Below are 11412 nucleotides of genomic sequence, written 5' to 3'. Positions count from 1 at the left end.
GAAGGATGTAGGGGAGCCGTATGGAGTTTATCCACTTCGTTATTGATTTTATTCTGCATATTGATGTGCATTTAGCCGAACTCGTGGCGCAGTACGGCATCTGGATTTACGCCATTCTGTTCCTGATTCTGTTCTGTGAAACCGGTTTAGTGGTCACGCCTTTCCTGCCAGGGGATTCCCTGCTGTTTGTGGCCGGTGCCTTGGCCGCACTGCCGGGCAACGATCTCAATGTGCATTTAATGGTGACGCTACTGGTGATCGCCGCCATCCTCGGCGATGCGGTGAACTACACTATTGGTCGGTTGTTCGGTGAGAAGCTGTTCAGTAACCCGAACTCAAAAATTTTCCGTCGTAGCTACCTGGATAAAACCCACGCGTTCTACGATCGCCACGGTGGCAAAACCATTATACTTGCGCGCTTTGTACCAATCGTGCGAACCTTTGCCCCCTTTGTGGCAGGGATGGGACACATGTCTTATCGCCACTTCGCGCTCTTCAACGTAACGGGTGCGCTGCTATGGGTACTGCTCTTCTCCTACGCCGGTTACCTGTTTGGCGACTTGCCGGTGGTGCAAGAGAACCTGAAGCTGCTGATTGTGGGCATTATTGTGGTCTCAATACTGCCAGGCGTGATTGAAGTATGGCGCCATCGCCGTCAGGCGCGTCAGCAGAAGCCACAGTAAGCCTGTTACCAGATTTTTGTCCACAGCGAGAACGGGTTGTGGTTTAATGAGCGACATTTACGGCCTGCTGAAGGTGATTTCGGCAGCCACAAGAAGACTGGACCAGGTCAGCATTAAACAGAAAGGTCATCAATGAGCTGGATTGAACGCATACTGAATAAAAGCACCACCACGCCAACGCGCAAAGCCAGTATCCCGGAAGGGGTCTGGACCAAATGCGATAGCTGCGGCCAGGTGCTGTACCGCGCCGAGCTGGAGCGTAACCTTGAGGTCTGCCCGAAGTGCGACCACCACATGCGTATGCACGCCCGTGAGCGTTTGCACAGCATGCTGGACGAAGGTTCTCTGGTTGAGTTAGGCAGCGAGCTGGAACCGAAGGATCTGCTGAAGTTCCGCGATTCTAAGAAGTACAAAGATCGTCTGGTTGCCGCGCAGAAAGATACCGGTGAAAAAGATGCATTGATCACCATGAAAGGCACACTGCATGGTATGCCGGTGGTGGCTGTAGCTTTCGAGTTCTCCTTTATGGGCGGCTCGATGGGTTCTGTGGTTGGCGCGCGCTTTGTGCGTGGCGTTGAACAAGCACTGGAAGATAACTGCCCACTGATTTGCTTCTCAGCCAGTGGCGGTGCGCGTATGCAGGAAGCGTTACAGTCGCTGATGCAGATGGCGAAAACCAGCGCAGCCTTGGCGAAAATGCAGGAGCGCGGCTTGCCGTACATCTCCGTGCTGACTGACCCAACCATGGGCGGTGTTTCAGCCAGCTTCGCGATGTTAGGCGATCTGAACGTCGCAGAACCGAAAGCCCTGATCGGCTTTGCGGGGCCACGCGTCATTGAGCAGACCGTGCGCGAAAAACTGCCGCCGGGCTTCCAGCGCAGTGAGTTCCTGATTGAGAAAGGCGCGATCGACATGATCATCCGTCGTCCGGAAATGCGCTTTAAGCTGGCAAGCCTGCTGGCGAAAATGATGAACCTGCCAGCGCCGCTGCAGGATGGTGATCAGCCAACGACGGCTGAGCCGGAGAGCAACGAGGCCTGATCAGGCAACGAAAAGGCGCATTTATGCGCCTTTTCACCAATGCACCGTCAATCAGTTAACGGGACACATGGACAAGACTCTTCCCCAAGCCACGTCGCCTTTGGCCACGTGGCTTCATTATCTAGAACATCTTCATTCGCAGGCCATCGAACTGGGCCTGGACCGTATTCAACGCGTTGCTGCACGCCTCGATTTACTCAAACCCGCTCCGTTTATCTTCACCGTCGCCGGCACTAACGGCAAAGGCACCACCTGTCGTACGCTGGAAACCTTGTTGATGGCCGCGGGATACCGTGTGGGTGTTTACAGTTCGCCGCATCTGGTGCGCTACACCGAGCGTGTACGTGTGCAGGGCGCTGAGCTGGATGAAGCGCTGCACAGCGCCAGTTTCGCCAGCATCGAAGCCGGGCGCGGTGACACTTCGCTGACCTATTTCGAATTTGGTACGCTGTCGGCACTCAATCTGTTTCGCGATGCCAATCTCGATGTGGTGATTCTGGAGGTCGGGCTGGGGGGTCGTCTGGATGCCACCAATATTGTCGATGCTGATGTTGCGGTTATCACCAGTATTGCCCTGGATCACACGGACTGGCTGGGGCCGGATCGCGAAAGTATCGGACGTGAAAAGGCCGGCGTGTTCCGCGCCGGTAAGCCTGCGGTAGTGGGTGAACCTGATATGCCGCACACCATTGCGGAGGTGGCCGCAGAGAAGGGCGCGCAGCTGCTGCAAATCAATCGCGACTGGCAGTGGCAAAAACAGGAAAACAGCTGGACGCTGCAGGATGCGCACGGTGAGTTGCGCGACCTGCCATTGCCACAGGTACCGCTGCCCAACGCGGCAACGGCACTGACGGCGTTACGCGCCTCTGGCCTGAATGCCAGTGAGGCAGTGATCCGCGAACATCTGCCATTGGCGATTTTGCCGGGCCGCTTCCAGACCGTGAGCGAATCACCACGCGTGATCCTCGATGTGGCGCACAATCCACATGCCGCTTATTATTTGGCTTCACGGTTGGCTGAACTGCCAAAGCGCGGGAAAGTCCTGGCGGTGGTCGGCATGCTGCACGACAAAGATATCGCTGGCACCCTGGCGGCATTGTCGCCACAGGTGGACAGCTGGTACTGCGCGCCACTTGATGGTCCACGCGGTGCAACAGCCGATGAGTTGATTGCGCATCTTGATGCAGGTAAAGCGTTCACGCATGTGGATGCGGCATGGCAAGCAGCGCGCCTGCAAGCAGCGCCTGAGGATGTGATTCTGGTGTGTGGATCTTTCCACACCGTCGCACAGGTTATGGAATCGATGGCAGCGGAGAACGGCAGTGGCAAGTAAGTTTCAAAATCGCTTAGTCGGGACCGTTATTCTGGTCGCGATTGGCGTCATTGTGTTGCCGGGCCTGTTGGACGGCAAGAAAAACACTATAAGGAAGAGTTTGCGGCGATCCCGCTGGTGCCCAAACCTGACGATCAGCAAGACAGCGAAATGGTACCGCCGGTCACGCAACCGTTGCCTGCGCAACCGCCAGAAGGCGCCAGTGCCGCACAGAATCCGGATAATGCGAAAGCCACGGGTAATGCCAGCAACGGCAGTGCGCAGCCTGCGCAGAACAGTGAGCCGACGCTGGTGACGCCACCGCCGGTGCATCAGCAGGTGAAGCCGGTTGAGCAACCGAAGCCCAAACCGATTGAACAACCCAAGCCGAAGCCAGTAGAACAGCCGAAGCCAAAACCTGTCGAGCAGGTAAAACCGAAACCGGTAGAGCAACCGAAACCGGTTGAGCAGCCGAAAGCGGTTGAAACGCCGAAGCAGAGTGAGCCGGAAGCGGCGCCTGCAGGCCAGGCGTATGTGGTGCAACTCGGCGCGCTGAAGAATGCGGCTAAGGTGAGCGAGATCGTGGCGCAGCTGCGTCTCTCGGGCTATCGCGCCTTTACCGTGCCTTCAACGCCAGTGCAGGGACAAATCACCCGAATTTACGTGGGACCGGATGCGTCAAAAGCGAAGCTGCAAAGTTCACTGAGCGAGCTACAAAGCATTTCGGGCCTCGGTGGTGTGATTAAACCCTACGGTACGCGTTAATGGCTTGATAAGCCGCGCCGATAGCAGTAAAAGGCGCGGTAAAGCATTCGCGGTTTGTTAAAATGGCATGAAAAAATTAATTAATATCAGTAGGTTGAATCGCTGATAATACTCAGGGCGAAGAAAGTTTTTTTCATCGCCTTTTTTATGGATGCAGAACCGGAAAACCCTACGCAAACGTTTTCTTTTTCTGTTAGAATGCGCCCCGAACTGGATGCAGGGGTGCATAAGCACTGGGCTGGAAGAGTTCATGATCTGGATTGATTACGTCATTATTGCGGTAGTTGGTTTTTCGGCTCTGGTCAGCCTGATTCGTGGGTTTGTCCGTGAAGCCTTATCTCTCGTTACCTGGGGATGCGCGTTTTTTGTCGCCAGTCATTACTACACCTACCTTGCAGTCTGGTTTACAGGTTTTGACGACGAACTGGTTCGCAACGGCATCGCTATCGCGGTGTTATTCGTTGCCACCCTGATTGTGGGTGCCATAGTGAACTATGTGATCGGCTCGCTGGTGGAAAAAACTGGCTTGTCGGGAACCGACAGGGTGTTGGGGGTCTGTTTCGGGGCGTTGCGTGGCGTGCTGATTGTTTCCGCTATGCTCTTCTTCCTCGATACATTCACCGGCTTTTCTAAAAGCCCGGACTGGCAACAGTCGCAACTCATTCCCCAGTTCAGTTACATCATCAGGTGGTTTTTCGATTACCTGAAAAGCACGTCCAGTTTTATACCCCGGTAACGCCACCGGGAGTGCGGCCAATGAGGAAATGACAACATGTGCGGTATTGTTGGTATCACCGGTTTTATGCCAGTAAACCAGTCGATCTATGACGCGTTAACGGTGCTGCAGCACCGCGGGCAAGATGCCGCCGGCATTTGTACCATCGATGCGCTTAACTGTTTTCGTCTGCGTAAAGCAAACGGCTTGGTGAGCGATGTTTTCGAAGCACGCCACATGCAGCGTTTGCAGGGTAACATCGGGATTGGTCACGTTCGCTACCCAACGGCGGGCAGCTCCAGTGCTTCAGAAGCACAGCCATTCTATGTCAACTCCCCTTATGGTATTACGCTGGCGCACAACGGTAACCTCACCAATGCGCACGAGCTGCGTAAACACCTGTTCGAAGTGGGTCGCCGTCACGTTAACACCACCTCTGATTCTGAAATCCTGCTGAATATCTTTGCGCAGGAGCTGGACCGTTTTCAGCATTACCCGCTGGAAGCTGACAACATTTTTGCTGCGGTGGCGGCGGTGCATCAGCATGTGCGCGGCGCTTACGCAGTGGTTTCGATGATCATCGGGCACGGTATGGTCGCGTTCCGCGATCCAAACGGTATTCGTCCACTGGTACTGGGCAAACGTGTGATTGAAGATGGCCGCACCGAGTATATGGTGGCCTCTGAAAGTGTCGCGCTGGATACCCTGGGCTTTGAGTTCATTCGCGATGTGGCACCGGGCGAAGCGGTGTACATCACCGAACAAGGTCAGCTCTCTACACGTCAGTGTGCTGAGAATCCGAAAACCAATCCGTGCCTGTTCGAATACGTTTATTTTGCTCGTCCAGACTCGTTCCTGGATAAGGTTTCTGTCTATAGCGCGCGCGTGCGCATGGGCACCAAACTGGGCGAGAAAATTGCTCGCGAGTGGGAAGACCTGGATATCGATGTGGTGATCCCGATTCCGGAAACCTCGACCGATGCTGCGCTGGAAATCGCTCGCATCCTCGATAAACCTTATCGTCAGGGCTTTGTGAAAAACCGCTACGTTGGCCGCACCTTCATTATGCCTGGTCAGCATCAGCGCCGCAGCGCGATTCGCCGTAAGTTGAACGCCAACCGTGCAGAATTCCGTGATAAGAACGTGCTGTTGATCGATGACTCAATTGTCCGTGGCACCACCTCAGAGCAGATCATTGAGATGGCACGTGAAGCGGGCGCAAAACGCGTTTACCTTGCGTCAGCGGCACCGGAAATTCGTTTCCCGAACGTGTACGGCATCGATATGCCGAGCGCCACGGAACTGATCGCTCACGGTCGTGAAGTGGAAGAGATTCGCCAGCTGATCAAAGCTGATGCATTGATTTTCCAGGACCTGGATGATCTTATCGAAGCCGTGCGCGAAGAGAACCCGGATATTGCTCAGTTTGAGTGCTCGGTGTTCAACGGCGTCTATGTGACCAAAGACGTTGACCAGCAGTACCTTGAGTACCTGCAGTCACTGCGTAATGATGATGCGAAAGCGATTCAGCGCCAGAATGAAGTGGAAGGGTTGGAGTTGCATAACGAAGGTTAATATCTTCGGAGTGCACACATAAAACAGGGCGGGCGCAATCCCGCCCTGTTTGTTTTTGTATTTTTGTTCAGGTAGCGGCTATCATTGCCGCAATCTGAATAGCAAGGCTGAAATATGAAACGACTCATCATTGGAATTTCCGGCGCCAGCGGCGCGATCTACGGCGTACGACTGTTGCAGGTGCTGCAACCGGTGGCCGATGTGGAAACCCATTTGGTGCTGAGCCCTGCTGCACGACAAACGCTGACGCTGGAAACTGACTACAGCCTGCGTGATGTTCAGTCACTGGCCGACGTAGTGCATGATGTGCGTGATATTGCCGCCAGCATCTCTTCGGGATCGTTCAAGACGTTGGGCATGGCGATTCTGCCTTGTTCAATGAAAACGCTGTCAGGCATTGTGCACAGCTACAGCGACAGTCTGCTGACGCGAGCAGCGGATGTGGTGCTCAAAGAGCAACGAAAACTAGTCCTGTGCGTGCGTGAAACCCCGCTTCACCTTGGCCATTTGCGCATGATGACCACCGCCGCCGAGATGGGGGCGATGATCATGCCTCCGGTTCCTGCCTTCTATCATCGCCCGCAGCGCATTGAAGATCTGATTGATCAAACGGTCAACCGCGTTATCGATCAGTTCGATATTGAGCTTCCTGAAGACCTGTTTACCCGCTGGCATGGCGCATAATGGTGCAATATTGCACTAAGCGTGTGCAAATTCGCGTGCCCGATCACTCTTCGTGCATCTTGTGCACCAAAAGTTAACAATGTCGCTTTTTCTTCCTCACGCCGCTGTTATATTTCCCTCACAAACTAGGTGCTTGCGCTGCTAAAAGGCGCGGTATTTAGTGCGCCTGAGCAGGCTTTCGCCGTTTTGCATAACTGGCATGAAACCTGCAAATCATTCAGCGCAAACACACATCACGCACCATATAACAATAAGCACTTACTTGAGGGTTACCTATGAAAAAGCGAGTTCTGGCTCTTTCCCTGCTGCTGGCAATGACCAGCGCTGCGAGCGTGTTCGCTGCAGTACCGAAGACGCTGCGTATCGGGACTGACCCGACTTACCCGCCATTTGAATCCAAAAATGCGCAAGGCCAGTTAGTGGGTTTTGACATCGATCTGGCGAACGAAATTTGTAAGCGTATCCATACCAAATGCAATTACGTTGAAAGTGATTTCGATGCGCTGATCCCTTCGCTGAAAGCGAAGAAAATTGACGCCATCATCTCCTCTCTCTCTATCACGGAGAAACGTCAGGAAGAGATCGCCTTCTCAGAAAAACTGTATGCAGCTAACGCGCGTTTAGTCGCGAAAAAAGGGTCAGATTTACAACCGACCATTGAATCCTTGAAGGGCAAAAACATTGGCCTGCTGCAGGGCACCACTCAGGAAACCTACGCCAATGAAAACTGGCGTCCAAAAGGCGTCACCGTCACTCCTTACGCGAACCAGGATCTGGTGTATCAGGATCTAAATGCGGGTCGTATTGATGCGGCTTTCCAGGACGAAGTGCAGGCGAGCGAAGGCTTCCTGAAACAGCCTGTCGGTAAGGATTATGCGTTTGCCGGTCCAGCGGTGAAAGATGACAAAATCTTCGGTGTTGGTACCGGTATGGGCCTGCGCAAAGATGATGCCGATTTGAAAGCCGCTATCGATAAAGCGTTTGATGCCATGCGTAAAGATGGTACCTACGACAAAATTGCTAAGAAGTACTTTGATTTCAACGTATACGGCGATTAATTGTCCTGTTTTCTGACCTTGATGATTGATTTACAGCAGGGTTGGTCATAACTATTCACTCCGGGCGCTTACTTATGTAAACTCCCGGGGTTCATACGCTTGCCGCCATCTACCCTGTGATTCACATCCTGGTCAGGACTGTCCGTTAGTTGGGCAGCGTTTGTTATTTTCCTTCACGACAGGATCGAACCCATGCTGTATGGCTATTCTGAAGTAATCCTCAAAGGCACCCTGGTGACCCTTGAGCTGGCACTCAGCTCGGTGGTGCTGGCTGTAGTGCTCGGCTTGATTGGCGCTGGCGCCAAACTCTCCCGTAATCGCCTGCTGGCGATGATTTTCGAAGGCTACACCACGTTAATTCGTGGGGTGCCCGACCTGGTGTTGATGCTGCTGATCTTCTACGGACTGCAAATCGCATTGAACACCCTGACCGATGCGTTAGGTATGGATCAGTTTGATATTGACCCGATGGTGGCCGGTATCATCACGCTGGGCTTTATTTACGGCGCTTACTTCACCGAAACCTTCCGTGGTGCATTTCTCGCCGTGCCTAAAGGGCAGATCGAAGCGGCAACCGCCTTCGGTTTCACCGGTTCGCAAACCTTCCGCCGCATTCTGTTCCCGGCGATGATGCGTTTCGCGCTGCCGGGTATTGGCAATAACTGGCAAGTTATCCTTAAAGCCACGGCGCTGGTTTCGCTGCTGGGGCTGGAAGACGTGGTGAAAGCCACGCAGCTGGCAGGGAAAAGTACCTGGCAGCCGTTCTACTTCGCGATTGTCGCGGGGGGGATTTATCTGGTGTTTACCACGCTGTCGAACGGCGTGCTGTGGTGGCTCGAACGTCGCTACACGGTGGGTGTGAAAAGGGCAGAGCTATGATCGATATTATTCAAGAGTATTGGAAACAGCTGCTCTGGACCGATGGTTACCGTTTTACTGGCGTCGCCATTACCCTGTGGTTGCTGATTCTCTCCGTGGTGATCGGGGGTTCCATGGCGGTGCTGCTGGCGATTGCCCGTGTGTCACCGAACCGCTTTATTTCGACACCTGTCTGGCTGTTCACCTATGTTTTCCGCGGTACACCGCTCTACGTACAGTTACTGGTGTTCTATTCCGGCATGTACACGCTGGAAGTGGTCAAAGGTTCGGAGTTACTCAACGCCTTTTTCCGTAGCGGTCTGAACTGTACGCTGCTGGCCTTTACCTTAAACACCTGTGCCTACACCACTGAAATTTTTGCCGGTGCGATTCGCGCTGTGCCGCACGGTGAAATCGAAGCCGCCCGTGCTTATGGCTTTTCACCGTTCAAAATGTACCGTTGCATTATCCTGCCGTCGGCACTGCGTACCGCACTGCCGGCTTACAGTAACGAAGTGATCCTGATGCTGCACTCCACCGCACTGGCATTTACCGCCACGGTGCCGGATCTGCTGAAAATCGCGCGTGATATTAACTCGGCAACGTACCAGCCGTTTACCGCGTTTGGCATCGCTGCGGTGCTGTATCTGATTATCTCTTACGTGCTGATTAGCCTGTTCCGCAAAGCAGAACGCCGCTTCCTGGCGCACGTGAAACCTTCTTCATCGCATTGAGTATCACTATGGCTGACAACAAATTAAGCGTGACCGAACTGCACAAACGTTACGGTGAACACGAAGTTCTGAAAGGTGTATCACTGCAGGCCAATGCTGGCGATGTGATCAGCATCATTGGTTCGTCCGGTTCCGGGAAAAGTACCTTCTTACGCTGCATTAACTTCCTTGAGAAACCGAGCGAAGGCACCATTGCGGTGAACAATGAGCAGATCAACCTGGTGCGCGACACCGATGGCCAGTTGAAGGTCTCTAACAAAGAGCAACTGCGCTCACTGCGTACCCGTCTGACCATGGTGTTCCAGCACTTCAATTTGTGGAGCCACATGACGGTGCTGGATAACGTCACCGAAGCGCCTATTCAGGTACTGGGACTGAGCAAAGCGGAAGCGCGTGAGCGGGCGATTAAATATCTGGATAAAGTGGGCATCGACGAACGTGCGCGCGCCAAATATCCGGTGCATCTTTCCGGTGGTCAGCAGCAGCGTGTCTCCATTGCTCGTGCGCTGGCGATGGAACCTGAGGTGCTGCTGTTTGATGAACCGACCTCTGCGCTTGATCCTGAGTTAGTGGGCGAGGTTCTGCGTATCATGCAGAAGTTGGCCGAAGAGGGGAAAACCATGGTGGTGGTGACGCACGAAATGGAGTTTGCGCGCCATGTCTCCAATCATGTGATTTTCCTGCATCAGGGCAAGATTGAAGAGCAGGGCTCGCCAGATGAACTGTTTGGTAACCCGAAAAGCCCACGTTTACAGCAATTCCTGAAGGGATCGTTGAAATAATGCTGCCCAGGTCGCCATAAATGGCGACCCTACAGCCCCGTAGGGTGCGCATTTATGCGCACCTGGCAGATGTGCCGGCATGAAAACCGGCGTGATAAATCGCGCCGCTACAACCCCGTAGTACGCATTTATGCGCACTTGGTCGATGGCGGCACCCGTTACTCCCGCAGCAGCTTCAGTGCTGTATCTTCATCCGTCACCAACCCCGACACCCAGCCACCCTGTAACGCAGCACGAATCGCCGGGTACTTACGCTCGCTGCCAGAGAAGCCGATAATTTTGCGCTCGGTCTGACTCTCAAGCAGGACGCTGGTGAGCAACTCATCGGTTTCTCCCCATACGCGCTCACCCTGTTGGTTGAAAAAATGCCCCAGCATCTCGCCTACCACTCCACGCGCATTGAGTGCCTCAACCTGAGTATCGGTGATAAATCCTTCGGCATTTAACGGACAACCGGGCATCACTTCACCGATGCCGACAAACGCCACATCTGCTTGCAAGGCACGATCGGTGACGCGCTGATACACCTGATGCTGAACCCACATCGCCTTGTCTTGCGGCGTGTCTGCGTACAGCGGTGCAGGAATGAAAAAGTATTTGCCCTGCATTTTCTCGGCCATCTTCAACGGCACGTCGTAACGTGTGCCGGAATCATCGCGCGCGATCGCACCAATCATGGAAACGCACTGATGTTGTGGGCGATCCACCCATGGCAGCGCATCAATCATTGAGCGCAGGGTTTTACCAGAACCAATACCGAACACCTGTGGCGCTTCCTCATTGATAAACTGCGACATCACCGCCGCACCTTCAACGGCCAGCATCTGCTGAATGGCGTCATCATTTAAGTTCGCCGATGGCACCACCCGGCATAAATCCAGCGCAAACTTCTCCTGCACCTCACACGCCAGTTGCAGACAGTGCGTAACAGGATGATCAATTTTCACGCTCACCATTCCCATCTCACGCGCACTGGACACCAGGCGCTGCGCCACCTGGCGGGAGATGCCTAATGCCTGAGCTATCTCCTGTTGCGTCACGCCCGCCACGTAATACATCCACGCGGCACGTGCGGCAAGCTCCTGTTTTTTCTCTTCTCTGCTCATTACGTGGTTCCGTTAAAACTGATGCGTCATCTTAGCGCGTGTTTGACGAAAAGCACTAACTGAGCAAAAGCCCTAAAAAAGAGCAAAAGTATTAATTGT

At 53.9% G+C, this 11412-nt stretch carries 11 protein-coding genes and 1 pseudogene; 11 read left to right on the top strand and 1 reads right to left on the bottom strand.

The annotated features are described in order from the left end of the window. Positions 1-20 precede the first annotated feature (20 nt). The 11 genes and pseudogenes from PSSD_RS03315 to hisP all read left to right on the top strand — a co-directional run bounded on the left by PSSD_RS03315 (position 21) and on the right by hisP (position 10207). Positions 21-683 (top strand): DedA family protein, encoded by a 663-nt coding sequence (locus PSSD_RS03315; RefSeq protein ID WP_039337194.1) that lies wholly within the window; start codon positions 21-23, stop codon positions 681-683. A 132-nt stretch (positions 684-815) separates the two neighbouring features. Then, positions 816-1724 (top strand): acetyl-CoA carboxylase, carboxyltransferase subunit beta, encoded by a 909-nt coding sequence (accD, locus tag PSSD_RS03310; RefSeq protein WP_039337192.1) that lies wholly within the window; start codon positions 816-818, stop codon positions 1722-1724. A 67-nt stretch (positions 1725-1791) separates the two neighbouring features. After that, the gene (gene folC / locus PSSD_RS03305) at positions 1792-3057 is read left to right on the top strand and encodes a bifunctional tetrahydrofolate synthase/dihydrofolate synthase (protein WP_058969423.1); all 1266 of its coding nucleotides are present in this window, start codon (positions 1792-1794) and stop codon (positions 3055-3057) included. Then, positions 3047-3801, top strand: a pseudogene (dedD, locus tag PSSD_RS03300) (cell division protein DedD). The gene folC and the pseudogene dedD overlap by 11 nt, the downstream one beginning before the upstream one ends. A 250-nt stretch (positions 3802-4051) precedes the next feature. Further along, positions 4052-4537: a colicin V production protein gene (cvpA, locus tag PSSD_RS03295; protein ID WP_034825265.1), complete on the top strand. Its 486-nt coding sequence runs from the start codon at positions 4052-4054 to the stop codon at positions 4535-4537. 36 nt (positions 4538-4573) lie between these two features. Beyond that, complete coding sequence (gene purF, locus PSSD_RS03290; protein WP_039336444.1) at positions 4574-6091, top strand: amidophosphoribosyltransferase; 1518 nt, start codon at positions 4574-4576, stop codon at positions 6089-6091. A 114-nt stretch (positions 6092-6205) separates the two neighbouring features. Next, a complete protein-coding gene (locus PSSD_RS03285; RefSeq protein ID WP_058969421.1) occupies positions 6206-6775 on the top strand; it encodes a UbiX family flavin prenyltransferase in 570 nt (189 codons plus the stop codon). A 275-nt stretch (positions 6776-7050) separates the two neighbouring features. Next, positions 7051-7833: a lysine/arginine/ornithine ABC transporter substrate-binding protein ArgT gene (argT, locus tag PSSD_RS03280; protein WP_039336448.1), complete on the top strand. Its 783-nt coding sequence runs from the start codon at positions 7051-7053 to the stop codon at positions 7831-7833. A gap of 192 nt (positions 7834-8025) precedes the next feature. Further along, positions 8026-8712, top strand: coding sequence for a histidine ABC transporter permease HisQ (locus PSSD_RS03275; RefSeq protein ID WP_058969419.1), 687 nt, complete (start codon positions 8026-8028; stop codon positions 8710-8712). Continuing rightward, the gene (locus tag PSSD_RS03270; protein ID WP_058969417.1) at positions 8709-9425 is read left to right on the top strand and encodes an ABC transporter permease; all 717 of its coding nucleotides are present in this window, start codon (positions 8709-8711) and stop codon (positions 9423-9425) included. Before PSSD_RS03275 ends, PSSD_RS03270 begins: the two co-directional genes overlap by 4 nt. Positions 9426-9433: 8 nt before the next feature. Then, positions 9434-10207, top strand: coding sequence for a histidine ABC transporter ATP-binding protein HisP (gene hisP, locus PSSD_RS03265; protein ID WP_039336453.1), 774 nt, complete (start codon positions 9434-9436; stop codon positions 10205-10207). A gap of 158 nt (positions 10208-10365) precedes the next feature. Here hisP and PSSD_RS03260 read toward each other — a convergent pair whose 3' ends face one another. Then, positions 10366-11313 (bottom strand): sugar-binding transcriptional regulator, encoded by a 948-nt coding sequence (locus PSSD_RS03260; RefSeq protein WP_058969415.1) that lies wholly within the window; start codon positions 11311-11313, stop codon positions 10366-10368. Between the last annotated feature and the right edge of the window lie 99 nt (positions 11314-11412).

Origin of the sequence: Type-D symbiont of Plautia stali (genome assembly GCF_001485335.1) — a bacterium.
GTDB classification, from domain to species: domain Bacteria; phylum Pseudomonadota; class Gammaproteobacteria; order Enterobacterales; family Enterobacteriaceae; genus Pantoea; species Pantoea vagans_C.
The sequence above is the reverse complement of the archived record's forward strand: the minus strand, read 5'-3'. Positions and strand labels throughout refer to the sequence as shown.

Coding starts and splice junctions, on each gene's coding strand:
- PSSD_RS03260 (WP_058969415.1), bottom strand. CDS start 11,313: ATGAGCAGAGAAGAGAAAAAACAGGAGCTTGCCGCACGTGCCGCGTGG.
- PSSD_RS03270 (WP_058969417.1), top strand. CDS start 8,709: ATGATCGATATTATTCAAGAGTATTGGAAACAGCTGCTCTGGACCGAT.
- cvpA (WP_034825265.1), top strand. CDS start 4,052: ATGATCTGGATTGATTACGTCATTATTGCGGTAGTTGGTTTTTCGGCT.
- PSSD_RS03285 (WP_058969421.1), top strand. CDS start 6,206: ATGAAACGACTCATCATTGGAATTTCCGGCGCCAGCGGCGCGATCTAC.
- argT (WP_039336448.1), top strand. CDS start 7,051: ATGAAAAAGCGAGTTCTGGCTCTTTCCCTGCTGCTGGCAATGACCAGC.
- folC (WP_058969423.1), top strand. CDS start 1,792: ATGGACAAGACTCTTCCCCAAGCCACGTCGCCTTTGGCCACGTGGCTT.
- accD (WP_039337192.1), top strand. CDS start 816: ATGAGCTGGATTGAACGCATACTGAATAAAAGCACCACCACGCCAACG.
- PSSD_RS03275 (WP_058969419.1), top strand. CDS start 8,026: ATGCTGTATGGCTATTCTGAAGTAATCCTCAAAGGCACCCTGGTGACC.
- PSSD_RS03315 (WP_039337194.1), top strand. CDS start 21: ATGGAGTTTATCCACTTCGTTATTGATTTTATTCTGCATATTGATGTG.
- purF (WP_039336444.1), top strand. CDS start 4,574: ATGTGCGGTATTGTTGGTATCACCGGTTTTATGCCAGTAAACCAGTCG.
- hisP (WP_039336453.1), top strand. CDS start 9,434: ATGGCTGACAACAAATTAAGCGTGACCGAACTGCACAAACGTTACGGT.